This window comes from Burkholderia sp. Bp9099, assembly GCF_003857805.1.
In the GTDB taxonomy this organism is placed as follows: domain Bacteria; phylum Pseudomonadota; class Gammaproteobacteria; order Burkholderiales; family Burkholderiaceae; genus Burkholderia.
Genome location: NZ_QTPU01000008.1, coordinates 54627 through 79625, shown reverse-complemented (window position 1 = coordinate 79625; position 24999 = coordinate 54627). Strand labels below are relative to the sequence as shown.

At 67.9% G+C, this 24999-nt stretch carries 24 protein-coding genes; 15 read left to right on the top strand and 9 right to left on the bottom strand.

Annotated features, from left to right (window positions below; translation table 11 throughout):
- The first annotated feature begins 35 nt into the window (after positions 1 to 35).
- The gene (locus tag DIE17_RS10835) at positions 36 to 1037 is read left to right on the top strand and encodes a LysR family transcriptional regulator (RefSeq protein ID WP_124645974.1); all 1002 of its coding nucleotides are present in this window, start codon (positions 36 to 38) and stop codon (positions 1035 to 1037) included.
- A 160-nt stretch (positions 1038 to 1197) separates the two neighbouring features.
- Here the strand turns inward: DIE17_RS10835 and DIE17_RS10830 are convergent, their stop codons facing one another.
- Positions 1198 to 2106, bottom strand: a complete 909-nt coding sequence (locus DIE17_RS10830; protein WP_124488808.1) for a LysR substrate-binding domain-containing protein — start codon at positions 2104 to 2106, stop codon at positions 1198 to 1200.
- A 108-nt stretch (positions 2107 to 2214) separates the two neighbouring features.
- Here DIE17_RS10830 and DIE17_RS10825 point away from each other — a divergent pair, with 108 nt between their 5' ends.
- Positions 2215 to 3297, top strand: coding sequence for a tartrate dehydrogenase (locus tag DIE17_RS10825; protein WP_124571606.1), 1083 nt, complete (start codon positions 2215 to 2217; stop codon positions 3295 to 3297).
- Between the two features lie 201 nt (positions 3298 to 3498).
- The gene (locus DIE17_RS10820; protein WP_124667655.1) at positions 3499 to 4809 is read left to right on the top strand and encodes an MFS transporter; all 1311 of its coding nucleotides are present in this window, start codon (positions 3499 to 3501) and stop codon (positions 4807 to 4809) included.
- 127 nt (positions 4810 to 4936) lie between these two features.
- Here the strand turns inward: DIE17_RS10820 and DIE17_RS10815 are convergent, their stop codons facing one another.
- The 4 genes from DIE17_RS10815 to DIE17_RS10800 form a co-directional block, all read right to left on the bottom strand.
- The gene (locus DIE17_RS10815) at positions 4937 to 5434 is read right to left on the bottom strand and encodes a shikimate kinase (protein WP_124667654.1); all 498 of its coding nucleotides are present in this window, start codon (positions 5432 to 5434) and stop codon (positions 4937 to 4939) included.
- A 207-nt stretch (positions 5435 to 5641) separates the two neighbouring features.
- Positions 5642 to 6976 (bottom strand): argininosuccinate synthase, encoded by a 1335-nt coding sequence (argG, locus tag DIE17_RS10810; protein WP_044848086.1) that lies wholly within the window; start codon positions 6974 to 6976, stop codon positions 5642 to 5644.
- Between the two features lie 350 nt (positions 6977 to 7326).
- Positions 7327 to 8397, bottom strand: a complete 1071-nt coding sequence (locus DIE17_RS10805; RefSeq protein ID WP_124667653.1) for an FUSC family protein — start codon at positions 8395 to 8397, stop codon at positions 7327 to 7329.
- A 149-nt stretch (positions 8398 to 8546) separates the two neighbouring features.
- Positions 8547 to 10079 carry a diguanylate cyclase gene (locus DIE17_RS10800; RefSeq protein WP_409362709.1) on the bottom strand — a complete coding sequence of 511 codons (1533 nt, stop codon included), beginning with the start codon at positions 10077 to 10079 and terminating at the stop codon, positions 8547 to 8549.
- Positions 10080 to 10597: 518 nt separating this feature from the next.
- Here DIE17_RS10800 and DIE17_RS10795 point away from each other — a divergent pair.
- From DIE17_RS10795 to DIE17_RS10780, 4 genes are all read left to right on the top strand, one after another.
- Positions 10598 to 12133 (top strand): amino acid permease, encoded by a 1536-nt coding sequence (locus DIE17_RS10795; RefSeq protein WP_044848084.1) that lies wholly within the window; start codon positions 10598 to 10600, stop codon positions 12131 to 12133.
- 361 nt (positions 12134 to 12494) lie between these two features.
- Complete coding sequence (locus DIE17_RS10790; protein WP_044848083.1) at positions 12495 to 12740, top strand: DUF3717 domain-containing protein; 246 nt, start codon at positions 12495 to 12497, stop codon at positions 12738 to 12740.
- Between the two features lie 250 nt (positions 12741 to 12990).
- Complete coding sequence (locus tag DIE17_RS10785; RefSeq protein ID WP_044848082.1) at positions 12991 to 13908, top strand: LysR family transcriptional regulator; 918 nt, start codon at positions 12991 to 12993, stop codon at positions 13906 to 13908.
- A 123-nt stretch (positions 13909 to 14031) separates the two neighbouring features.
- Positions 14032 to 14859 (top strand): alpha/beta fold hydrolase, encoded by an 828-nt coding sequence (locus tag DIE17_RS10780; protein ID WP_124667652.1) that lies wholly within the window; start codon positions 14032 to 14034, stop codon positions 14857 to 14859.
- Positions 14860 to 14910: 51 nt separating this feature from the next.
- Here DIE17_RS10780 and DIE17_RS10775 read toward each other — a convergent pair whose 3' ends face one another.
- Both DIE17_RS10775 and DIE17_RS10770 read right to left on the bottom strand, forming a co-directional pair.
- Positions 14911 to 15264, bottom strand: coding sequence for a hypothetical protein (locus DIE17_RS10775; protein ID WP_044848115.1), 354 nt, complete (start codon positions 15262 to 15264; stop codon positions 14911 to 14913).
- Positions 15265 to 15614: 350 nt separating this feature from the next.
- Positions 15615 to 16235: a TetR/AcrR family transcriptional regulator gene (locus tag DIE17_RS10770; protein WP_124667651.1), complete on the bottom strand. Its 621-nt coding sequence runs from the start codon at positions 16233 to 16235 to the stop codon at positions 15615 to 15617.
- Between the two features lie 95 nt (positions 16236 to 16330).
- Here DIE17_RS10770 and DIE17_RS10765 point away from each other — a divergent pair, with 95 nt between their 5' ends.
- Positions 16331 to 17572, top strand: coding sequence for a glycosyltransferase (locus tag DIE17_RS10765; protein WP_124667650.1), 1242 nt, complete (start codon positions 16331 to 16333; stop codon positions 17570 to 17572).
- Positions 17573 to 17588: 16 nt separating this feature from the next.
- On the opposite strand, the gene hutC is transcribed toward DIE17_RS10765, so the two are convergent.
- Complete coding sequence (gene hutC / locus DIE17_RS10760; RefSeq protein WP_124667649.1) at positions 17589 to 18284, bottom strand: histidine utilization repressor; 696 nt, start codon at positions 18282 to 18284, stop codon at positions 17589 to 17591.
- 494 nt (positions 18285 to 18778) lie between these two features.
- Here hutC and DIE17_RS10755 point away from each other — a divergent pair, with 494 nt between their 5' ends.
- The 7 genes from DIE17_RS10755 (at position 18779) to DIE17_RS10730 (ending at position 23371) form a co-directional block, all read left to right on the top strand.
- Positions 18779 to 19552 (top strand): ABC transporter substrate-binding protein, encoded by a 774-nt coding sequence (locus tag DIE17_RS10755; RefSeq protein ID WP_124488797.1) that lies wholly within the window; start codon positions 18779 to 18781, stop codon positions 19550 to 19552.
- 155 nt (positions 19553 to 19707) lie between these two features.
- On the top strand, positions 19708 to 20397 hold the full coding sequence (locus tag DIE17_RS10750; RefSeq protein ID WP_044848077.1) for an ABC transporter permease: 690 nt from the start codon (positions 19708 to 19710) through the stop codon (positions 20395 to 20397).
- Positions 20394 to 21107 (top strand): ABC transporter permease, encoded by a 714-nt coding sequence (locus DIE17_RS10745; protein WP_044848076.1) that lies wholly within the window; start codon positions 20394 to 20396, stop codon positions 21105 to 21107. Before DIE17_RS10750 ends, DIE17_RS10745 begins: the two co-directional genes overlap by 4 nt.
- Before the next feature lie 24 nt (positions 21108 to 21131).
- On the top strand, positions 21132 to 21899 hold the full coding sequence (locus DIE17_RS10740; protein WP_124488796.1) for an ABC transporter ATP-binding protein: 768 nt from the start codon (positions 21132 to 21134) through the stop codon (positions 21897 to 21899).
- Positions 21900 to 21968: 69 nt separating this feature from the next.
- Entirely contained in the window at positions 21969 to 22403 is a 435-nt protein-coding gene (locus tag DIE17_RS10735) for a cupin domain-containing protein (protein ID WP_124488795.1), read from the top strand.
- 294 nt (positions 22404 to 22697) lie between these two features.
- On the top strand, positions 22698 to 22835 hold the full coding sequence (locus tag DIE17_RS37345) for an HHHH-motif protein (protein ID WP_185500349.1): 138 nt from the start codon (positions 22698 to 22700) through the stop codon (positions 22833 to 22835).
- 68 nt (positions 22836 to 22903) lie between these two features.
- Positions 22904 to 23371, top strand: coding sequence for a DUF3761 domain-containing protein (locus tag DIE17_RS10730; RefSeq protein ID WP_044848073.1), 468 nt, complete (start codon positions 22904 to 22906; stop codon positions 23369 to 23371).
- A 123-nt stretch (positions 23372 to 23494) separates the two neighbouring features.
- Here DIE17_RS10730 and DIE17_RS10725 read toward each other — a convergent pair whose 3' ends face one another.
- Positions 23495 to 24853, bottom strand: coding sequence for a polyhydroxyalkanoate depolymerase (locus tag DIE17_RS10725; RefSeq protein ID WP_124667648.1), 1359 nt, complete (start codon positions 24851 to 24853; stop codon positions 23495 to 23497).
- Between the last annotated feature and the right edge of the window lie 146 nt (positions 24854 to 24999).

Below are 24999 nucleotides of genomic sequence, written 5' to 3'. Positions count from 1 at the left end.
GCGATGCGTGATGCCGTATTCCGCGGGAGTTTCCGGTGGACAATCCGATTCGCGCGATGCGCATCTTCACGCGCATCGTCGAGATGAACAGCTTTACGCGCGCGGCGCACTCGCTCGGCATTTCGCGCGCGACCGCGACGCGCACCGTGCAGGAACTCGAGGCGGCGCTCGGCATGCCGTTGCTGGTGCGCACGACGCGCGCGCTGCGGGCGACGCCGGAAGGCGACGCGTATTACCGGCGGTGCCAGCGCATCACCGCGGACGTCGACGAGCTCGAAGCGAGCCTGCGCAACGCGGCGCGGCATCCGAGCGGGCCGCTGCGCGTCGAGTTGCCGGGCGCGGTGGCGGACGCGATCGTGCTGCCGGCGCTTGGCGCGTTCCATGCGCGCCATCCCGAACTCGTGCTGATGCTGGGCGTGTCCGGACGCGCGGCCGACCTGATCGGCGATGCGGTCGACTGCAGCATCCGGCTGGGCGCGCTGCCCGATTCGTCGCTGGTTGCGCGCCCGCTCGGCGCACTCGAGCGCGTGACCTGCGCGAGCCCCGCGTATCTCGAGCGCTGCGGCGTGCCGCGTTCGCTCGATGCGCTCGCCGGGCATCGCGCGGTCAACGGCGCGTTCGCGTCGGCCCAGCGCACCGCCGAACTCGAATTCGCGATCGACGGCGCGGTGCGCAAGATCCGGCTCGACGGCATCGTCAGCGTCGACGACGAGCAGGCGTACCTGGCGTGCGGCGTGCATGGCCTCGGGTTGATCCAGCCGCCGCGCGTCGTCGCGCAGCCGCTGATCGACGCCGGACAGTTGCAGGAAGTGCTGCCGCGGTGGCGGCCGGGCGCGGTTTCGGTGTCGGCCGTCTATGCGAAGCGCCGGCACGTGTCGCCGGGCGTGCGCGCGTTCGTCGACTGGATCGCGGAGCGTTTCGAGGATGCCGCGCAGGAGAGGGCGGGTGTGAGCGTGCCTGGGGCAGCGCTGCGGCAGATGGCGGCGACGGCGATCGCTGCGTGCGAGCCAGACGGGAGGCTGGCGGCCGCGGCGTGACGGCGGGGCGCGCGTCCGGATGTGCCAATATTCTGGCGATTTGTGGGCCGGTTCGCCAAAATACTGGCATTCCGCCAGCCGGTGCATCGTCAGACTCAATCAGTCGAACCGGTCGCGCCGCGATCCTGATACGTTCGCGTGCATTGGCGCCCGCCTCCCGTCACCCACCCAGCTCCCCCGCCAGAAAATCCACGAACGCCCGTATCCGCGCCGACATCTGATGCCGCTGCGCATACACCGCGTAGATATCCGCGCTCGGCGTTTCGTAGTCGGGCAGCACGACGACGAGGCGCCCGTCGGCCAGATAGTCGCGGATATCCCACTCGGCGCGCATCAGGATGCCGTGCCCGTCGAGCGCCCACTTCACCGCGATCTCGCCGTCGTTCGTCGTCAGGTTGCCGTTGATCCGCACGGCTTCCGTGTTGCGCGCCGCGCCGCGTCCGCTCGCCAGCCGCCAGATCCCGTAGCCTTCGTCGCCTTGCCGGATGCCGATGCAGTTGTGCCGCGTCAGCTCGTGCGGCGTGCCCGGCGTGCCGTGCCGCGCGAGATACGCGGGCGCCGCGCACAGCAGCCGGCGGTTCGGCGCGAGCCGTCGCGCGACGACGCGCGTATCGGGCGGCTCGCCGAAGCGGATGCACACGTCGAACGCGTCGTCGGTGAGCGGCGGCGGCATCACCGACAGTTGCAACTGCACCGACACCTCCGGAAAACGCGCGACGAAGCGCGAGATCGCCGGCCCGACGTGGCTGCGCCCGAAACCAAGCGTCGCGTTCACGCGCAGCAGCCCCTTCGGCCGCTGCCGCGCGCTGCCGAGCAGTTCGCCCAGTTCGTCCATCTGATCGAGGATCCGGCGCGCGTAGTCGAGATACACGTCGCCCTCGGGCGTCAGCATCATGCGCCGCGTCGTGCGGTTGACGAGCGTCACGCCCGCGCGCCGCTCCATCTGCGTGAGCCGCTTGCTGACGGCCGCCGCGGTCAGCCCGAGCTCGCGCGCGGCCGCGCTCAGGCTGCCCGCCGCGGCCAGTGTCGAGAAGAAGCCGAGATCGGCCGGCTGGACGGTATCCGCCATGACGGGATTCGTGAATTGAAGTTAAAGATGCTTTGAGTATAGCCCCGGTTTACACACTTCCAGTTCGGTAAAGTGCGTTCACGCTCACGATCAATCGAGGATGTCAGCATGAAGACCTACCGTATCGCGACCATTCCCGGCGACGGCATCGGCAAGGAAGTGGTGCCTGCGGCCAAGCAGGTGCTGGAAGCGCTGGCCCGCGGCAGCGACCGCTTTGCGTTCGAGTTCGAGGATTTCGACTGGGGCGCCGATTACTACCGCCTGCACGGCGCGATGATGCCGGCCGACGGCCTCGACGCGCTGCGCGGCAAGGACGCGATCCTGTTCGGCTCGGCGGGCGACCCCGACGTGCCCGACCACGTGACGCTGTGGGGCCTGCGCCTGAAGATCTGCCAGGGCTTCGACCAGTACGCGAACGTGCGGCCGACGCGCATCCTGCCCGGCATCGACGCGCCGCTGAAGCGCTGCGGGCCGGCCGACCTGAACTGGGTGATCGTGCGCGAGAACTCGGAGGGCGAATACGCGGGTGTCGGCGGTCGCGTGCACCAGGGGCATCCGATCGAGGCGGCGACCGACGTGTCGATCCTCACGCGTGCCGGCGTCGAACGCATCATGCGCTTCGCGTTCCGGCTCGCGCAGTCGCGTCCGCGCAAGCTGCTGACCGTCATCACGAAGAGCAACGCGCAGCGTCACGCGATGGTGATGTGGGACGAGATCGCGAAGCAGGTCGCGCAGGAATTCCCCGACGTCACGTGGGACAAGGAACTCGTCGACGCCGCGACCGCGCGCATGGTGAACCGCCCGGCGTCGCTCGACACGATCGTCGCGACCAACCTGCACGCGGACATCCTCAGCGATCTCGCGGCCGCGCTCGCGGGCAGCCTCGGCATCGCGCCGACCGGCAACATCGATCCCGAGCGCCGCTATCCGTCGATGTTCGAGCCGATCCACGGCTCCGCGTTCGACATCATGGGCCGGGGCCTCGCGAATCCGGTCGGCACGTTCTGGTCGGTCGTGATGCTGCTCGAGCATCTCGGCGAGACGGCAGCGGCCGCGCGCGTGATGCAGGCGATCGAGGCCGTGACGGCCGATCCGTCGCTGCATACGCGCGACCTCGGCGGCAGCGCGACGACCGCGCAGGTGACGGCCGCCGTCTGCGAGCGCGTCGCGCACGCGGCGGTCGCCGCCTGACAGTAACGAGAACGGCGATGAGGACGGCGACGGCCGCACGCGCAGCCGGTCGCCTTCCGTTCGCCGCCCCCCGGATTTTTTGCCCGCGACTCGCGCATTCGACGCGAGCCGGGTGCCGGCGCGCACGCTTCGTCGTAATGCCGGCGGTACCCACCGAGCCCGCGCGGACAGCGCGCGACTCGACCTCGAAGGAGGAGACACATGCAAGCGGATCTGGAAACCCGCGTCGCGCGGAAACTGATGTGGCGCATCATTCCGTTCGTGATGCTGCTTTACTTCGTCAGCTTTCTCGATCGCGTCAACGTCGGCTTCGCGGCGATGACGATGAACAAGGCGATCGGCCTGTCGCCGACCGCGTTCGGACTCGGCGGCGGCCTGTTCTTCATCGGCTACTTTCTGTTCGAAGTGCCGAGCAACCTGATTCTCCATCGCGTCGGCGCACGCATCTGGATCGCGCGCGTGATGATCACGTGGGGCATCGTGTCGGCGGTGTCCGCGTTCGCAGCCGGGCCGACGAGCTTCTACGTGCTGCGCTTCCTGCTCGGCATCGCGGAAGCCGGCTTCTTCCCCGGCATCATCCTGTACCTGAGCCTGTGGTTTCCCGTGAAGCAGCGCGCGGTGGCGGCCGCGTGGTTCATGGCGGCCGCGCCGATCTCGACCGCGATCGGCTCGCCGCTGTCGGGCGCGATCATGCAGATGCCGCCGCTGTTCGGGCTCGCCGACTGGCAGATGCTGTACATCGTCGAGGCGCTGCCCGCGGTCCTGCTCGGCTTCGTCGTGCTGAAGTGCCTGACCGATGCGCCGTCGAAGGCCGCGTGGCTGCGGCCGGACGAGCGCGACTGGCTGGTCGCGAAGCTGAAGTCCGAGGCCGACGCGCGGCACGCGCATGCCGGGCACACGGCCGGCGCGTGGCAGGCGCTGCGCGACCCGCGCGTGCTGGCGCTCGCGCTGATCTACTTCGGCACGTCGGCGGGGCTCTATACGCTCGGCCTCTGGGCGCCTCTGATGGTCAGGCAGTTCGGCTTCACCGCGTGGCAGACGGGCCTGCTGACCGGCATCCCGAGCATCGCCGCGGTCGTCGCGATGATCGGCTGGGCGCGGCATTCGGATCGCACCGGCGAACGCACGTGGCATGTCGTGATTCCGTGCGTGCTCGCGTGCATCGGCTTCGTGTTCGCGGGGCAGGCGAGCACCGCGCTCCTGACCGTGCTCGCGCTGGTCGTCGTCAACATCGGGATCAGCGCCGCGAAGGCGCCGCTGTGGGCGATGCCGAGCGCGTTCCTGTCCGGCGCCGGCGCGGCCGCGGGGATCGCGATGATCAACTCGATCGGCAACCTCGGCGGCTTCGTCGGGCCGTTCGCGATCGGCTGGCTGAAGAACGTGACGGGCGGCTATGCGGCCGGGCTGTACGTAGTGGCGGGCACGCTCGCGGTGTCGGCGGTCGTCACGCTCATGCTGAGCCGCAAGGGGGCGCGCGAGCAGGTCGTGGCGGGGGTGCGGCATCATCATTGAATTGCAGGCAGCGCGCGTTGCCGGACGTGGCGACTGTGTGGAGGGTGCCGGCGCTCGCATGCGCGAGGCCTTTGCCCACTACGCGGTGTGACGCGACTTCCGCCCCTCGCGCGCGCCGGTTTCCCCGCTACACGTTCGGCGACTGCACGCTTCGTGCGATCTCCTGCGCACACGCATCGGCCGACGCTTTCGACGTGTCGACGAAGCAATCGCTGAACGCGCGCGCCGCATACCCTTCGCGATACATCTCGGCGATACGTTGCCGCTCCCAGTCCGTCAGCGCGCGCGTGCCGCGATCCGACGCCGCGATCGCTTCCGGCGGCGCGAGTGTCACGACGAACAGGCGCGCGTCGCGTGCGTCGCAGGCTGCGCGCAGCCGGTCGAATTCCGCGTCGCCGATCGGATAGGCGATCACCAGATGACGTTCGCGTGCCTGCGCGATCTCTTTGACGAGGCGCGCCAGCGCGATCGCCCACTGCACGTCGAACGGGGCGTCGTCGGGCGCGTCGTGATCGTCGCCGTCGATGAAGCGCGCATCGGGCAGCCGCTGCGCGAGCGCGCGACCGATCGTCGTCTTGCCGCTGTTGATCGGGCCGTTCAGGTGGATGATGGTGAGGGAAGTCATGAGCCGGGCCGGAAATCGGACGACTGGCAGCTTGCCACGATTGCCGTAGCCTTGCAGCGCCGTTTGCGCGTGACGCGGTGGCGCGAGTAGAGCAGGAAGGGAAAGAAGCGGAGGAAGAAGCAGCAGGCCGCGCGTGCACCGATGCACATACGGCCTGCCCGGCCGGGGCGCGTATCGGCTACGCGCCCCGGCGTCGAACGAAGCGACTTACTTGTCGTCGCCCTTGATCTGCGGCAGCGCCGACGCTTCACCCGGCGTCAGCAGGCCGACTTGCGAATACACGCGCAGCTTGTCGCGCGTATCGGTGATGTCGAGGTTGCGCATCGTCAGCTGGCCGATCCGGTCGCGCGGCGAGAACGTCGACGCCACCTTCTCCATCGACAGGCGTTCCGGCTGATACGTGAGGTTCGGCGACTTCGTGCTCAGGATCGAGTAGTCGTTGCCGCGGCGCAGTTCGATCTTCACTTCGCCGGTGATCGCGCGCGCGACCCAGCGCTGCGCCGTTTCGCGCAGCATGATCGCCTGCGGGTCGAACCAGCGGCCCTGGTACAGCAGGCGGCCGAGACGGCGGCCGTTCTCGCGGTACTGCTCGATCGTGTCTTCGTTGTGGATGCCGGTGACGAGACGCTCGTATGCGATGTACAGCAGCGCGAGGCCCGGGGCTTCATAGATGCCGCGGCTCTTCGCCTCGATGATGCGGTTCTCGATCTGGTCGCTCATGCCGAGGCCGTGGCGGCCGCCGATGCGGTTCGCTTCCAGCAGCAGCTCGACCTGATCCTTGAACTCGACGCCGTTCAGCGCGACCGGCTGGCCGGCTTCGAAGCGCACCGTCACTTCCTCGGCGGCGATCTTCACGTCGTCGCGCCAGAACGCGACGCCCATGATCGGGTTCACGATCTTGATGCCGCTTTCGAGGCTTTCCAGGTCCTTCGCCTCGTGCGTCGCGCCGAGCAGGTTCGAGTCGGTCGAATACGCCTTCTCGGCCGACATCTTGTAGGCGAAGCCGGCCTGGTTCATGAATTCGGACATTTCGGCACGGCCGCCGAGTTCGTCGATGAACGTCTGGTCGAGCCACGGCTTGTAGATCTTCAGATCCGGGTTCACGAGCAGGCCGTAGCGGTAGAAACGCTCGATGTCGTTGCCCTTGTACGTGCTGCCGTCGCCCCAGATGTTGACGCCGTCTTCCTTCATCGCGGCGACGAGCATCGTGCCCGTCACGGCGCGGCCGATCGGCGTCGTGTTGAAGTACGTGACGCCCGCGGTCGTGATGTGGAACGCGCCGCTTTGCAGCGCGGCGATGCCTTCGGCGACGAGCTGCGCGCGGCAGTCGATCAGGCGGGCGCCGGCTGCGCCGTATTCGATCGCGCGTTTCGGGATCGCGTCGTAATCGTCTTCGTCGGGCTGGCCGAGGTTCGCCGTGTATGCGTACGGGACGGCGCCCTTCAGTTTCATCCAGTGCAGCGCGGCGCTGGTGTCCAGGCCGCCGGAGAAGGCGATACCGACCTTCTGGCCGGTCGGGAGGCTTTCGAGAATCGTGCTCATAGGAATTACCGTGGATTGAAGCCGGTGGGATCGTATTTCGCGGAATATGCGAGTATCGGCTGTCCGGGAAGTTGGGGCAAGACCTGATTTTCGCGCCAATACGTCTTCGGGCCTGTCGCGACGGGCCTGGCGGGCGGTTAACCGGCCGGAGAATCCGGCGCGAAACGGCCTCGGACGGCGGTCGAAACTGGCGAAGGCGCGCCGGCGCGCACGCCCGATTGGCGGGGCCAGATCGGGCGGCCGGTGCGGCATCCGCGCTCAGGATGCCGGGCCACCTTTATGAAAGGCTAATGAAAGATGTCCTGGGGCGCCCGGCGTCCGTCGGCCTTCGAATCGTCAAGGCTCCAGGTTCAGATATTCCACGCCTGCGCGGTATCGAGCAGTTTCTCGCGCAACTGATCCACTTCGCCGGCCAGCTTGGCCGTGATCGACACGTAGCCCGACAACTGCGCCGGCGGGGCGTCGTGCGGCGGCTCGGCCGGCCGGCGGCGCGGTGTGAGCCGGCTCGGCGTGCCGAACTTGAGCGCGCGGCTCGCGCCGACGAGCGTGTCGCGGATGCGCCGGTTCATCGCCTTCATCTCGGTGCGCATGTATTCGCGCGCGGCGAGGTCGTCGCGGGCCGGCACCGTGCTCGACAGGATCTCCAGATAGCCGATGCACAGGCGCAGGCCGCGCTGGATCGCCTCGAGCTGCGTGACCGGGATGTCGCATTCCTTCGACACCGACGGCATCAGCGAGCGCAGCTGCACCAGCAGCGCGCTCAGCGCGGCCATTTCCTTCAGGTGCGCGTCGTCGCTCACGTGGCGGTCGCCCGCGAGCCGCGCATGCACGGCCGCGCACGCGCGCAGCGCGTCGGCGAGCTTGTAGCGCCACGAGTAGGTCGCATAGAGCGGCAGCGCGAACGAGAACGCCAGCGCGATCGCGATGCCGGTCAGCACGTTCACCGCGCGCCACAGGCCGTCGACGATCTCGTTGTCGCCGTGCCCGGCGACGATCACCATCGTGATCGCCGACAGCAGCGCGATGTAGCCGGCCTTGCCGATCGCGTGATACGCGCAGAGCCCGCACGCGATCGCCATCAGCAGGTAGATCGCGAGCGGCGCGTGCAGGACGGAGTAGAGCAGGATCAGCCCCAGCCCCGCGAGCGCGCCGATCGACGTGCCGAGCGCGCGCTCGGCCGCCTTCTTGCGGATGTTGCCGTGGTGCTGCAGCCCGCCGACGACGATCAGCACGGTGATCGTCGACCATTCGCCGTGCGGCACGCGCAGGCCGGTGGACAAGGCGATCGACACGAGGATCGCGAGCGCGACGCGCGCCGCATGGATCAGCTTCGCGTGCCGGTAGCGACGGTACGGGTCCAGCAGGGGACGGAGCGCGTGGCGCAGGAGCGGCGGGAATCGGGCAGGGAACTGGGCGGTCATGACGGAGCGGGGGTGGCCGGCGGGATGGCCGGAATGCGCGTGCGGCGCGGGCGGGCCGGCGCCGCGCCGCACGCGCGGCTGACGTAACGCTAGCCGAACGCGCGCGGGCTGTCCACGACGGCGCGGCGCGGGTGCCGCCGGCCGCCGCGTCACGCGTCGGCCGTATTCGCCTCGGCGTTTGACACGCGATTGCGGCCGCCGGACTTCGCGTGGTACAGCGCCGCGTCGGCCTGCCGCAGCAGCGTCGCGGCGTTGACGCGCCCGCCGGCGCTGGTCGCCGCGCCGATGCTCGCCGTCACGTGCCCGTACGGGCTGCGGACGTGCGCGATGTCGAGCCCGGCGATCGCACGGCGGATCGCTTCGGCGACGGTCGCCGCGCCCTGCGCGTCGGTGTCGGGCAGCGTGACGACGAATTCCTCGCCGCCGTAGCGCGCGACGTGGTCGCTGTCGCGGCGCAGGCAGCGCGACGCGGATTGCGCGACGCGGCGCAGCACGTCGTCGCCGGCGAGGTGGCCGTAGTAGTCGTTGAACGCCTTGAAATGGTCGACGTCGACGAACAGCACCGACAGCGGCCGGCCGCTGCGCGACGCGCGCTGCGCCTCCTTCGCGAGCACGGCATCGAACGTGCCGCGGTTGTCGAGCCCGGTCAGCGAATCGGTATGCGCGAGCCGGTACAGATTCAACTTGGTGACCTGCCGGCGCTCGAGTTCGCGCGACAGCGCGAGCGAGCCTCCCAGGATGAACACGGTAAACAGGCCCATCAGCACGGCGGTCCAGATCGCGCGATGGCGCCACGGCGCGTAGATGTCGATCTCGGCGGGCGCGACGTCGACGATCAGCGGCAGATGCGCGAGATGCTTGTAGACGTAGATGCGCCGCACGTCGTCGATCGCGCCGACGCCCGTCAGCACGCCTTCGCTGCTGCGCTGCGCCTTGATGAAGAGCGGGGAGTGGTGAAGGTCGAGGCCGACCACGCGCGGATCGTACGGCAGGCGCGAGACGAGCGCGCCGTTGTCCTCGACGATCGCCGCGCTGCCGTGCTGGCCGACCGCGAGCCCGTCGAGCAGCGCGCGGAAGTAGCCGATGTTGAGCGTGCCGACGACGATTCCGCCGAAGCGGCCGTCGGCCAGCGTGATCCGGCGGCTGAGCGCGATCGTCAGCGCGCCGCCGCGCAGCCGGGACGCATAGGGCCGGCTGATATAGAGGCCCTGCACGAGCCGGTCGCGATGCACGGTGAAATACTCGCGGTCGGCGAAATTGCCTTGTCGCGGCGGCGATGCGGCCGAATCGATCACGATATTGCCGTGCGGATCCATTACGAAAATGGCGCCGAGATACGCGCCGGTCGCGGCGCGGTCGAACAGCAGCCGGTGACGCTGGCGCGGCGGCAATGCCGTCAGTTCCGGATCGGCGAGCCCGTCGACGACGTTTTGCAGCGAAAGATCATACAGTTCGATATTGCGGGAAATATCGCGCTCGATCAGCAGCATCAGGTTGCGCGCATTTTCGACCGCATGGTCATACGCGTCGTGGCGTGCCTCGATTAAAAGCGACGTCGAGAGTCCCCAGCTGAACAGCAGCAGCACGACGCCGGCGACGAGCACGCCGCGGGGCGACAGTATGCGTGCCACGGCCGTCGCGGTATGACGGCGCAGCGTAGCGAGCGGCGTGGGTGGCATCATCCTCGGGGCAGGCGGCGGATATGTGCGTCGTCGACGATTCCGCGCTCTGATTAATTCGCATTAGTCGGCATTATCTCGCGAATTCCCGAAATTCGCCGCTCGATGCAAAACATGCATGCGCCAATCCGATTCGGAACGATTACGCATCATTACCTTGAGCCGGGTGTTCGTTTCGATTTGAATCGCGATTATGGGTGGCCGGTATTTTGTCTGATTATTAGGGCATATCGATCGATTTTGTCGTTTTAATACAGGATCGGACTATTGCGCCGGCGCGATTGCGTATCGGGCGGGGAGGTGCACCGTCGCGGCTCACCCCGCGTCGGCATGCGGCGCCGGGGTGTCCGGACCCGAGCGGTTCCGACGGCGAATCAGGTAGAATCCGCGCTTCGCCGCTGGCGCCCGGCGCGCAACGCGTATCGGGGCCGCATCGAATGCATCGCAACAGGCGGCGCGACGCGCCCCGATCCCGCATGCGCCGGCCCCGGATGCCGGCCCGCTCAACGTTCGTCTCGTTTATGTCCGCAATCCCGAATTCCGACCAACCCGGTTCGTCCGCGAACCCACCCAAGCTTCATCGCGCGCTGAAGGCGCGCCATCTGACGATGATCGCCATCGGCGGCTCGATCGGCACGGGCCTGTTCGTCGCGTCCGGCGCGTCGATCTCGCAGGCCGGCCCCGGCGGCGCGATGGTCGCGTACATGCTGATCGGCCTGATGGTCTACTTCCTGATGACGAGCCTCGGCGAAATGGCCGCGTTCATGCCGGTGTCGGGTTCGTTCGCGACCTACGGCGCGAAATACGTCGACGAAGGCTTCGGCTTCGCGCTCGGCTGGAACTACTGGTACAACTGGGCCGTGACGATCGCGGTCGAGCTGGTCGCCGCGCAGCTCGTGATGCACTACTGGTTCCCGGACGTGCCGGGCGTCTGGTGGAGCGCCGCGTTTCTCGGCGTGATGTTCCTGCTCAACGCGCTGACCGTGCGCGGCTTCGGGGAAGCCGAATACTGGTTCGCGCTGATCAAGGTCGTCACCGTGGTCGCGTTCATCGGCGTCGGCCTGCTGATGATCTTCGGCATTCTGAAGGGTGCGCCGGGCAACGGCTGGGGCAACCTGACGATCGGCGATGCGCCGTTCGCGGGCGGCCTGCCGGCCCTGATGGGCGTCGCGATGATCGCGGGCTTCTCGTTCCAGGGCACCGAGCTGATCGGCGTCGCGGCCGGCGAATCGGAGAACCCGCGCACGACGATCCCGCGCGCGGTGCGTCAGGTGTTCTGGCGGATCCTGCTGTTCTACGTGCTGGCGATCTTCGTGATCGGCGTGCTGATTCCCTATACCGACCCGAACCTGCTGAAGAGCGACGTGACCGACATCGGCGTGAGCCCGTTTACGCTCGTGTTCCGCCACGCGGGCCTCGCGTTCGCGGCCGGCGTGATGAACGCGGTGATCCTGACGGCCGTGCTGTCGGCCGGCAACTCGGGCATGTACGCGTCGACCCGGATGCTCTACAACCTCGCGACGGAAGGCCGTGCGCCGAAGCTGTTCGCGAAGCTGTCGCCGGGCGGCGTGCCGCGCAACGCGCTGTACGCGACGACCGCCGTCGGCGCGCTGTGCTTCTTCACGTCGCTGTACGGCGACAAGACGGTGTACCTGTGGCTGCTGAACACGTCGGGGATGACGGGTTTCATCGCGTGGCTCGGCATCGCGATCAGCCACTACCGGTTCCGCAAGGGCTACGTGAAGCAGGGCTACGCGGTCGACCAGCTGCCGTACCAGTCGAAGTGGTTTCCGTTCGGCCCGCTGTTCGCGTTCGTGCTATGTCTCGTGATCGCGCTCGGCCAGGACTACCAGGCGTTTCTCGCGAACCGGATCGACTGGGCGGGCGTGGCCGCGACCTACGTCGGCATTCCGCTGTTCCTCGTCGTGTGGCTCGGCTACCGGCTCCTGAACAAGAGCCGCTTCGTGCGCTACGAGGACATGGAGATCGCGCCGTGGGCGGCCGCGAACCGCAGCGCGCAGCTGCAGCGCGTGGAGAACCGCGAAACCGTCGGCTGATGCCGGTGCGGCCACCGGCCGCGTGGTGCGCGATGAAAACGGGAAGCCCGCGGGCTTCCCGTTTTTCGTTGGGACATCCGGGCGACGCGGTGTGCCGCCGACGTCGGTAGCCGACGCGTGCGTCGTTCCCGATACCGTTCCAGCCGGCGCCGAACCCGCTTTTTTTGTCGGCTTTGCGCTGCACGGGGTCAAAGCCGGTTATATTTCCCGACCCTACCGGGCCACGGCCCGGCCGGCGCGACGAGCGCGGCGCGGATCGGGCATCCGGCGCGCGCCTGTTGCGGCGGCCGGCGGCGCCCGGCGTTTCCATCGTTCCGCCGCGGCCGGCCCGGCCCGCGGAGCGCGCAATCCAGAGGAATCCATGAGCGCATCACCCGCCGAGCGGAAGGCCGGACCCGTTTCCATCGTGCGAATCGAAGCCGCGATCAACGCGTGGCGCGAAGTGTATCCGCCGGCGCCGGACGGCGAGGACGGCTACGCGCTCGACGCCGGCAGCAACTGCCTGGCCGAGCTGTACGGCACGATGATCTGCTATCGGCTGCCGGACGTGCCGCTCGACTCGCTGAGCGACGCGCAGCGCGATGCGCTGTACGCGACCGAGGCATGACGCGCGGTCGGGACGCTGCCGCGACGCGGCGTCGATGAAGCAACGGGAAGCCAGGCGGCTTCCCGTTTTGCTTTGCGGCTTTGCGCGGTGCGCCGCCCGCGAGGGCGGGCGCGGCGCGGCTCGCGCCGGTATCGGCGCGGGCTGAGGTATCGTCATGGCATCGGGAGCAGGCGCTCACGGGACGACCGGCGCGGCACGTGTGTGCGCGGGGCCGAATGAACGTCCGTGGCCTGTCCGGGAGGGTTCGAACATGGAGTTGAGACACCTCCGCTACTTCGTCGCGGTTGCCGAGGAGCGGAATTTCACGCGCGCGGCCGAGCGCCTGCACATCGCGCAGCCGCCGCTCAGCCGGCAGATCCAGCAGCTCGAGGACGCGCTCGGCGTGCCGCTGTTCGAGCGCAACGCGCGGCCGCTGAAGCTGACCGACGCGGGGCGGTTCTTCTATTCGCACGCGGTGCAGCTGCTCGCGCAGACCACCGAGCTCGAATCGATGACGAAGCGGGTCGGCAAGATCGAGCGCAGCATGTCGGTCGGCTTCGTCGGCTCGACGCTGTACGGGATGCTGCCGAAGATCATCCGGCGCTTTCGCAGCGAGTATCCGGCCGTCGAGCTGAGCCTGCACGAGATGTCGACGATGGACCAGATCAAGGCGCTGAAGGAAGGGCGCATCGACGTAGGGTTCGGGCGCATCCGTCACGAGGACCCGAGCGTGCGGCGCGTCGTGCTGCGCGAGGAGCGGATGATCGTCGCGCTGCCGGTCGGTCACGTGCTCGACGGCGCGAAACCCGTGCTGTCGCTGCACGATCTCGTGAACGACACGCTGATCATCTTCCCGAAGGCGCCGCGGCCGAGCTATGCGGACCAGGTGCTCGCGGCATTCCACGATCGCGCGCTGCAGCCGCGCAAGATCTACGAGACGCGCGAACTGCAGATCGCGCTCGGGCTCGTCGCGATGGGCGAAGGCGTGTCGGTCGTGCCGCACAGCGTGTACGGGCTGAAGCGCGACGACATCAGCTACAAGCCGCTCGACGATCCGAAACTCGTGTCGCCGATCATCATGAGCATGCGGATGCTCGACGAATCGGAGGACATCCGCGCGATGCAGGCGCTGATCTACCGGCTGTACGACGAGTCGCAGATGGAGTATCTGCCGCCGCAGCCCGAATGAGCGCGCGGGCGGTGGGGGCTTGCTTGACGCCGCGCGCGTCGGCCGGCCACCATCGTCGGCATTCTGCGGTCCGCCCGCGTGCGGCCGCCTTCATGCAGCCTTCATGCAGACGATGACATGCACATGACTGAAATCGTGACCGAGGAGACCTGGGTCGAGACGCCGCAAGGGCGTCTCTTCGCGAAACGCTGGCGCGGTGGGCCCGCGCAGGCGACGGCCGCGACCGGGCCGGCCGCGCCTATGCCGGCCGCGCCGATCGTGCTGCTGCACGATTCACTCGGCTGTGTCGAACTTTGGCGCGACTTCCCCGCGCAACTCGCGCGCGCCACGCAACGCGACGTGATCGCATACGACCGGCTCGGCTTCGGCCGGTCCGACCGCCATCCGGGACAGCTCGGCACGACGTTCGTGCGCGACGAGGCCGATCAGGGCTTTCGCGCGCTGCTCGAACGGTTCGGCATCGATGCGTTCGTGGCGTTCGGGCACAGCGTCGGCGGCGGCATGGCGGTCGGCTGCGCGGCCGCGTATCCCGCGCGTTGCCGCGCGCTGGTGACGGTCGCCGCGCAGGCGTTCGTCGAGGATCGCACGCTCGACGGCATTCGCGAGGCGGGGCAGCAGTTCGACGCGCCGGGCCAGCTCGAGCGGCTCGTGCGCTATCACGGCGACAAGGCCGAATGGGTGCTGCGTGCGTGGGTCGGCACGTGGCTGTCGCCGGCGTTTCGCGGCTGGAGCCTCGACGACGAGTTGCCGCGCGTGCGCTGCGCGACGCTCGCGATTCACGGCGAGCAGGACGAGTACGGGTCGGACGTGCATCCGAAGCGGATCGCCGCGCGCGTCGCGGGGCCGTCGTCGTTCCTGCTGCTCGACGGATGCGGACACATGCCGCATCGCGAGCGGAGCGGCGACGTACTCGCGGCCGTGGCGACGTTCCTGCGCGGCGCGCTCGCCTGAACGGCCGGGCGCAGGCGCGCGATGCGACCGGCGGGCCGAGCCCGCCGGCGCTCAGAACGACAGCTGGATCGCGAGATCGAGCGCGAGAATCGCGATCGAGCAGCCGATGCCGAGGACCACGTTCGGCAACCGGTGTTCGAAGTCGCGATTGTCGCGGCGCATCGCGGCGCCGAGCAGGAAGATCGCCTCGACGACGATCTGCAGCCCGACGAACAGCAGCATCAGCAGGTACTCGTAACCCATCTGCTTGAACGCGGCGAATTGCATCCCGTGATCGCGGATCCATTGGCCGACGCGCAGCAGTTCGTAGACGAACAGCAAGGCGGGAAACAGGTAGCTGATGAAATACGTCGGCGCCGTGGCGTGCCGTAGTTCGAGGTGGAAGTGCTGATGCATGGTAGCCATCACGAAGCCCTCCTTGCAAACGCATGATTGCGGTCGCGACGGCGGCGCGACGACGTGCGGACTAAGGGATTGCCCGAGGCATCGTGCGGGGCCGTACGACATCAGCATACTGCTGCGCGGAAGATTTGGCATCCCGTGCGTGCATGCGTTGTAAAAATCCCGGCGCATCGCGCGAAGCGTTCAGCGGTCTTCGCTCGCGGAGCGCGACGCGTCGGCCGGTTGCGTGTCGCCCGCGTTGCCGGGCAGCAGCGATTCCGGATGGTGTTCCAGATCGCAGGCCAGCGCGCGCGCCCGGCGTGCACGTTCGATGCGCGCGCACCTTCCTGCCCGAGCGTCGCTTGGGCGGCCGCTCAGCCTTTCGCTTGCGCGCCTTCGACGAACAGCTTCGCGACCGACCGGAATTCCCGCTTCAGCGACAAGCCCGGCACGGTCAGCCAGCGCAGCATCGCCGCGAGATACAGATGATGGAACCACGTGGCGAGCTGGTCGGCCGCCAGCGCCGGGTCCAGTTCGCCCGCCTGCTGTCCGGCCGCGATCAGCTGCTGCCACACGAGCGCGATGTCGCTGCCGTCGTCCTTCCCGCTTTCCGCTTCCGTCACGCCGATGCTCAGGAACCGATGCCGCAGGTAGGCGAGCAGGTACACCGGGTGCTGCTCGCACCACGCGGCCGACGCGTCGAGCACGCAGGCGATCCGCGACGCGAAGGTCTTCCGTCGCGCCACGTCGCGCTGCAGGTGCGCGAGGTCGCGCGCGAGTTCGCCTTCGAGCCAGTGCGCGAGCACGGCTTCCTTCGTCGGAAAGTGGTTGTACAGCGTTCGTTTCGCGACATCGGCCTGCGCGGCGATCTGCTCCATCGTCACGGCATCGTAGCCATGCACATCGAACAGGCGGGCGCCGGTGTCGGCGAGATGCGCGAGCATCTGGATGCGCTTGCGTGCGCGGCGGCCCGGAGCGTCGGTCGTCGTCGGCATGGTTCGGTATCGAATGAAAGTGCACGAATTGCATTAGTATACGACGTGCATTTTTATGAATCCACTTGCCTGCATCGTGCAGGGGGAGTCCAGGCATGAAGCTCGTCATCGTCACTTACGGCACCGAAGGCGACACGCGTCCGCTTGCGGCGCTCGGCCGTGCGCTGCTGGATGCGGGCCACGAGGTCCGGTTGCTGGCCGACGCCGCGACGCTCGGTTCGGCCGCCGCGCTCGGGGTGCCGTGCGCGCCGTTGTCCGGCGATATCCGCGCGGCGATCGCGCCGGATGGCGCGTTGTCGGACGCGGTGCGCGGGCGCGGCGGCTTCAACGACACGTCGAAGGCGCTCGCGGCGATCGCGAATGCGAACACGGCGGCATGGATGCGCGAAGTCGCGGCCGCGTCGGCCGGTTGCGATGCGATCCTGGTGTCGGGGCTGGCGTCGTTCGTCGGGCTGTCGGTCGCCGAGTATCGCGGCGTGCCGGCGATCGGCACGGGGATGATTCCGATCACGCCGACCGCGGCATTCGCGTCGCCGTTCCTGCCGCCCGGCAAGGTGCCGCGCTGGCTGAATCGCGCGAGCCATCGGCTCGTGAACGCGCTGCTGTGGCACGCGTTCAGGAACGCGACCAATGCAGCGCGCGCCAGCGTGTGCGGCCTGACGCCGCGCCGGCACGTCTGGACCGATCATCCGATGCTGTACGGCGTGTCGCCCGTGCTGCTGTCCGATCCGGCCGACTGGCCGTCGCACGTGCAGGCCTGCGGTCAGTGGCACGCCGACGCGCCGGCGTGGACGCCGCCGCCCGCGCTGGCGACCTTTCTCGGCGCGGGCGATCCGCCCGTGTACATCGGCTTCGGCAGCATGGCCGGGTTCGATCGCGCCGCGATGGTCGGCGCGCTGCTGCAGGCGCTCGACGGCCGGCGCGCGCTGTTCCATCCGGGCTGGAGCGGCATCGATGCGTCGATGCTGCCGGCGCACGTGTGCGTGATCGGCGAGACGCCGCACGACCGGTTGTTTCCGCATGTATCGATGGCGATCCACCACGGCGGATCGGGTACCACGCATTCGGCCGCGCGGGCGGGCATTCCGTCGGTCGTCGTGCCGTTCGCGGGCGATCAGTTCTTCTGGGCGAACCGGCTGCATCGGCTCGGTGTGGCCGATGCGCCGGTGGCGGGCCGGCGCGTGGACGCCGCCGCGCTCGCACGCGCGATCGCGTTCGCGGCGCGTGCCGACACGCAGGCGCGCGCCGCCGGACTCGGCGCGCGGATCGCACGGGAGGACGGCGTGCGGCGGGCGGTCGCCGCGATCGAGCGCTGGGGGCGGCCCGGCATGCGGTGAACGCGCCGGCGCCGCGTCAGAAATGCCCGGTGAACCGGTAGCGGCTGCCCGGGTGCCACAGATTGGCCACCGACGCGACCATCCCCTGCGACCACGTGCGCCGATGCAGCAGCAGGCAGGGTTCGCGCTCGTCCATCGTCAGGTGGCGGCGCGTTTGCGCATCGGGCATCGCGGCCTCGATCCGGTATTCGACCCGCTGCAGCGGCGCGACGCGCGTGAGGTACTGGTTCGGCGTCGTCGTCGTGAAGTCCTGCAGTGCGTATTCGGGCGCGCAGGCCGGATTGACCCAGCGTTCCTCGAGCTGCACCGGCGTGTCGTTCTCGAAGTGCAGCACGCGTGAGCGGAAGATCGGGCTGCCGGCGTCGAGCCGCAGCTCGTCGGCGAGCTTCGCGTCGGCGATGGCCGCGCCGACCTCCAGCACCTGCGCGCGATACCCATGGCCGCGCGCGGCGACTTCGTCCGAGATGCTGCGGATCGCCACCAGCGTCGATTCGTATTTCGGCGACGCGACATACGTGCCCGAGCCGCGCGTGCGCGTGAGCACCTGCTCGGCCGTCAGTTCGCGCAGCGCGCGGTTGACCGTCATCCGCGCGACGTTGAATTCGCGCGCGAGCTCGTTTTCCGACGGCACCTGGTCGCCTTCCGCCCACTCGCCCGCATGAATGCGCGCGAGGATGAAGTCCTTGATTTCCTGATAGATCGGTGTGGTCATTGCATTGCTGTTCGAGAGACGGCGGCCGCGTGCCGTCGCGCGCGGGCCTTCGTGCGGTGTCCGGGCGGAGTGTACCGGGTTCGACGCCGCGCGGGCCGGACTGTGGGCCCGGGATTCGGGTTATTCCGGCCCGCATCCGGCGCGCGGGCCAAGGGCCCGCAGGGGCCGTACGGAGCGCCGCCGCCGCGCCGGCGAGCGCGGCAAACGAAAAGTATAGACAAATGCATGCGCGGCGACGATGTGCCGAATCCGCACCGAAACAAGGGGTTTAGCTTCATGTAAGGTGTAGCGAATTGAAATATAAGGAAAATTCGCTCAGGTAAACAATCCGCCGACAATTAGAGATAAACACGGATTGCTGGCAGTGACCTGAAAAAGGCAAAGTTGTATGTACAACTTGGAGAGTCGTCTGACGGATGACCTCCCGGTTGGAAGGGTTCGCGGCGGCGACGCCCGACGGGACCCGTGCCCAGTTCGCCTATGACAGGAACGCCATGAAGAAACTCGCGCTCAGTATTGCCCTTGCCTGCCTCGCGGTCGGTGCCCACGCCAAGGATTGGTCGACGATCCGGTTCGGCGTCGACGCCAGCTATCCGCCGTTCGAATCGAAGGATGCAAGCGGCAAGGTCGTCGGCTTCGACGTCGATCTCGGCAACGAGATCTGCGCGCGCCTGAAGGCGAAGTGCGTGTGGATCGAGAACGACTTCGACGGGATGATCCCGGCGCTGAAGGCGAAGAAGTTCGACGGCGTGCTGTCGTCGATGTCGATGACGCCGGCGCGTGCCGAGCAGATCGCGTTCTCCGACAAGCTGTTCAACACGCCGACGCGCCTCGTCGCGAAGAAGGGCGCGAACCTGCAGCCGACGGCCGAATCGCTGAAGGGCAAGTCGGTCGGCGTCGAGCAGGGCACGATCCAGGAAACCTACGCGAAGGCCTACTGGGCGCCGAAGGGCGTGCAGGTCGTGCCTTACCAGAACCAGGACGGCGTGTACCAGGACCTGATGTCCGGCCGCCTCGACGCCGCGCTGCAGGACGCGGTGCAGGCCGATATCGGCTTCCTGAAGACACCGCGTGGCGCGAACTTCGAATTCGCCGGCAAAGACATCGACGATCCGAAGACGCTCGGCAACGGCGCCGGCATCGGCCTGCGCAAGGACGACGCCGACCTGAAGGCGAAGATCGACCATGCGATCGCCGACATGATCAAGGACGGCACCTACAAGAAGCTCGAGAAGAAGTACTTCGCATTCGACGTGTACGGCGGCTGACGCCTTCGCGGCGCGCACCGGCCGTGGCGCGCGCCGCCCGCTTCGCGTGATGCCTCTGGCTTGATGAGCAGACGGCATCAGGTAGTGCGCAGAACTCGTTTGATGCGCGGTTAATGGCTATTGACAATCCAGCCACATCGTTCTGGATCCCTTATATGATCTTCCAAGGATTTGGCCCGCTGTTGTGGGCCGGCACGGTCGAGACCGTGAAGCTCGCGGTGCTGTCGCTTGCCGCGTCGCTGATACTGGGCCTCGCGGGCGCGGCAGCGAAACTCTCGACCAACCGCGTGCTCAAGTCGGTCGGCACGTTCTATACGACGCTGATCCGCGCGGTACCCGATCTCGTGCTGATGCTGCTGCTGTTCTACGGGATCCAGATCCTGCTGAACGACGCGACCGACCTGCTCGGCTGGGACCAGATCGACATCGACCCGTTCGTGGCCGGCGTCGTGACGCTCGGCTTCATCTACGGCGCGTACTTCACCGAGACGTTCCGCGGCGCATTCCTCGCGGTGCCGCGCGGCCAGCTCGAAGCGGGCTTCGCATACGGGATGAGCGGCTGGCGAGTGTTCCACCGCATCCTGTTCCCGCAGATGATGCGCTTCGCGCTGCCGGGCATCGGCAACAACTGGCAGGTGCTCGTGAAGGCCACCGCGCTGGTGTCGATCATCGGCCTCGCCGACGTCGTGAAGGCGTCGCAGGACGCCGGCAAGAGCACGCTCGATTTCTTTTTCTTCACGCTCGCGGCCGGCGCGATCTACCTCGCGATCACGACGGTGTCGAACGTCGTGCTGCACCACCTGGAGAAGCGTTATTCCGTCGGCGTCCGGAGGCTTGCACTGTGATCGAACTCGTCAGCCAGTACTGGCAAAGCTATCTCTATACCGACGGTTACCGCTTCAGCGGCCTCGCGATCACGCTGTGGCTGCTGGTCGTGTCGATCGCGTTCGGCTTCGCGCTCGCCGTGCCGCTCGCGATCGCGCGCGCGTCGTCGAACCGCTGGATCTCGGGCCCCGTGTGGCTCTATACGTACGTGTTCCGCGGCACGCCGCTCTACGTACAGCTGCTGATGTGCTACACCGGCATCTACAGCCTGCAGGTCGTGCACAACCACGTGCTGCTCGACACGTTCTTCCGCAACGCGATGAACTGCACGCTGCTCGCGTTCGTGCTGAACGAATGCGCGTATGCGACCGAGATCTTCGCGGGTGCGATCAAGGCCACGTCGGCCGGCGAGATCGAGGCCGGGATGGCCTACGGAATGTCGCGCTTCAAGCTCTATACGCGCATCATCCTGCCGTCCGCGCTGCGCCGCTCACTGCCGAGCTACAGCAACGAAGTGATCCTGATGCTGCACGCGACGACCCTCGCGTTCACCGCGACCGTTCCCGACATCCTGAAGGTCACGCGCGACGTCAACTCCGCGACGTACATGTCGTTCCAGGCCTACGGCATCGCCGCCGTGCTGTACGCCATCGTCGTGTTCACGCTCATCTGGGCGTTCCGCAAGCTCGAGACGCGCTGGCTCGCGTACCTCTCGCCGCGCAGCCACTAATGCATTCGCAAGGAAGGACCAAGCATGTACAAGCTCACCGTTGACAACCTGCACAAGAAGTTCGGCGACAACGAGGTGTTGAAGGGCGTATCGATGAAGGCGAAGGCCGGCGACGTGATCAGCATCATCGGCTCGAGCGGCTCCGGCAAGAGCACGTTCCTGCGCTGCATCAACTTCCTCGAGCAGCCGTGCTCGGGGCAGATCACGATCGGCAGCGAGCCGATCCAGACCGCGCGCGACCGTAACGGCTCGCTGCGCGTGGCCGACCAGAAGCAGCTGCAGCGGATGCGCACGAAGCTGTCGATGGTGTTCCAGCACTTCAACCTGTGGTCGCACATGACGGTGCTCGAGAACGTGATCGAGGCACCGATGGCCGTGCTGGGGATCGGCAAGGAAGAGGCCGTTGCGCGGGCACGCAAGTATCTGGAGAAGGTCGGGCTCGCGCCGCGCGTCGAAGGCATGTATCCGTCGCACCTGTCGGGCGGCCAGCAGCAGCGTGTCGCGATCGCGCGTGCGCTCGCGATGGAGCCCGAAGTGATGCTGTTCGACGAGCCGACGTCGGCGCTCGATCCGGAACTCGTCGGCGAAGTGCTGAAGGTGATGCAGAAGCTCGCCGAGGAAGGCCGCACGATGGTCGTCGTCACGCACGAGATGGGTTTCGCGCGCAACGTGTCGAACCACGTGATCTTCCTGCACCAGGGGAAGATCGAGGAAGAGGGCGATCCGCGGGAGATTCTCGTCAACCCGAAGAGCGAGCGGCTCGGGCAGTTCCTGTCGGGGCGGCTCAAGTAAGCGGGGCAGCTGCAGCCTGGAACGCTAAATGCTTGTTTCGGACGACTCTTTCGATCGAGGAGCGCCGCGATGAGCACGCCGACCCCTACCGCGTTTTCCCACGTGAAGCCGCAGGACACCGCATATCAAGGCGAAGGCCTGCGCGACTTCTTCCTGTATCGCGATCTCGGCATCGCGGCCGCGACGAACGGCAAGGTCGTCGCGCAACTCGTCAGGGCGAATCATGCACCGGCGGCGGGCACCGGCTGGCACCGTCACGAGGCCGAGTTCCACATCGTGATGATGCTGAAGGGCTGGGCGCGCTTCATGTACGGCGATCGCGAGACGCTGGTGAGCGCCGGCGACTGCGTGCACCAGGCGCCGGGAATCGTGCACTACCTGTTCGACTACTCGCCCGACATGGAGTACCTGGAGATCGTCGGGCCGGCCGATTTCAAGTCGATCGACGTCGAAGGGCCATGCGCGGTGCCGGCGCCGACGCCGTGGGGCGACGCGGGCGCGTAGCCCTCCGTCGCATCGGATGCGAGGCATCCGCGTGACCAAGAAAGACCGCCTTCGGGCGGTTTTTTTATGGATCCTGTCCGGGCTTCGGGTTCCGACCGGGTCATTCGATATCCGAAGCATTTGCCGCGTAAGGAAATCGAAAAGACAGGTGGCAATTTGTCAGCTTCGCGTGATGTTTCGTTACACCGTGTCAAAGATCGTCAATTCGATGCAGGTGCGGTGCACGGCGCGTCGGCGACCGGCGTTAAGGACGTAACAGCCGGACCACCGGCTGGCCTACCCAGGAGAATGTCCATGACCCGCATCGCGAAGATCCTGACCGTGACGGCCGTCGCCTGTGCCACCCTCGTGCCGGCGCTGGCCGAAGCCCATTCGCACCGCGTGTGCCATTTCGATCACCACCATCACCGCGTGTGCCGCTGGGTCCGTTGACCCGCGACGCGTTATTCCCGGCAAAGCGTCGGGACGCTTTTCCCGTTCAGGCAAATCAGGAGAGGATCATGAAAAAGACGATGTTGATCGCCGCGCTCGTCGCCGGCATGGGTGTGTCGATCGGTGCGTTCGCACAGGTTCCGGCCAGCGCGCCGGCCGGTACGACCGGGCTGTGCAAGGACGGCTCGTTCTACTCGGGCGCGTCGAAGAAGGGCGCGTGCGCCGGCCACAAGGGCGTGAAGACGTGGTATGGCGCAGCGTCGGCAGCCGCGGCGAGCGCACCGGCCGCGGCCCCCGCGAGCGCGGCTGTCGCTTCCGCCGCATCCGGCGCCGCCCCGGCGAAGAGCGCGCCCGCGACGACCGCCGCGGCGGCGCCCGGCGGCGGCGCGGGCAAGGTGTGGGCCAACGACAGCACGAAGGTCTACCATTGCTCGACCGACAAGTACTACGGCAAGACGAAGCACGGCAGCTATATGTCGGAAGCCGATGCGAAGGCGAAGGGCTACCACGCGTCGCACGGCAAGGCCTGTTCGTAACACCGGCGGAACGCGCGGGCGTTGCCGCCCGCGCACTGCACGGCACCGCGCCCCGCCGTGCGGGCGGGGCGATTCGAGCGCAACGCCGGTGTGCCGCACCGAGCGTTGCCATCCCGCGCGGGCTCAGTGCACGTGATCGGATGGCGCCGCGGCCGCCGTCGCGTCGCGACCGGCCGCGCGCGCGTCGAGCAACGCCCGCAGCGTCACGTAGTGCGCGCCGCTCGCGCTGCCGTCCGTGGCGGCGGTGCGATCGTACGGCTCGTTGTCGTGGATCGTCGCGCGCACGATCGGATAGATCTGCGTTTCCCAGCGGCCGCCGTTGAACACGCCATAATGGCCCGCGCCCGTCTGCACGTGGTGCGTTTTCAGGTACGGCGGCAATCCCGAACACAGCTCCTGCGCGGCCACCGTCTGGCCCACGGCGCAGATGTCGTCCTTCTCGCCCTCGATCGTCAACAGCGCGGTGCGGTGGATCGCGGCCGGTTCCACCAGCCGGTCGCCGACCGTCAGCTCGCCGCGCGCGAGCGCGTATTGCTGGAATACCTTCTCGACCGTCTCCAGGTAGAACTCCGCGGTGAGGTCGGCCGTCGCGAAGTATTCGTCGTAGAAGTGGCGCAGCGTGTCGGCCTTCGCGGGGTCGCCTTTCGCGCGCTCGTAGTACAGGTCGGAAAACGACGCCGCATGGCGGTCGGGATTCATCGACATGAACGCACCGACCTGCACGAAGCCCGGATACACGCAGCGCTGCGCCCCGACGAAGCCGGCCGGCACCACGCTGATCAGGTTGCGCGCGAACCATTCGATCGGCCGGCTCGTGGCGAGTGCGTTGACCTTCGTCGGATTCACGCGGCAGTCGATCGGCCCCGCCATCAACGTCAGGCTCGCGGGTTGGGCGGGATCGCCGGCGGCGGCCATCAGCGCGACCGCCGAAAGCGCGGCGACGGTCGGCTGGCAGATCGCGAGCACGTGCGCATCCGGGCCGATGTGGCGAATGAAATCGATCACGTGCCCGACGTATTCGTCGAAGCCGAAGCGGCCCGCCGCGAGCGGGATGTCGCGCGGGTTGTGCCAGTCGGTGATGTACACGTCGTGATCGGCCAGCATCGTGCTGACCGTGCCGCGCAGCAGCGTCGCGAAATGCCCGGACATCGGCGCGACGATCAGCACGCGAGGCTGGCGCGCCACCGGCCGCGCCTTGCGGAAATGCAGCAGCGTGCCGAACGGCGTGGCCGCCGCGGCTTCCTCGACGATCGGCACCACTTCGCCGTCGACGACGGTCGACGCGATGCCGAACGCCGGACGCCGGTGCGAGAACGCGCAGCATTCGAGCAGTTCGCACAGCGCGTCGACCATGCGGCCCGTCGGGGTCGACGTGGCGGGCGGCCACAGCGACATCGTCGCGCGCGTGGCGGCCGCCCATGCGCGCGCCGGACGCAGGCATTCGGCAGACCATTGGTAGAAGGGATAGGCAAGCAGGTTCATGGCCGTCGTTCGTTGCGTCGCGTTACGTCGAGCGAGGCAAGCCGTATGCCAGCGTGCGGCTGGCACGCGCGTTGCACGCGGTTTGCGAATGCGGCGATACGCGTGGCGACGCGCGCGGCGCCTCATGCGGCGATGCATGCGGCGCG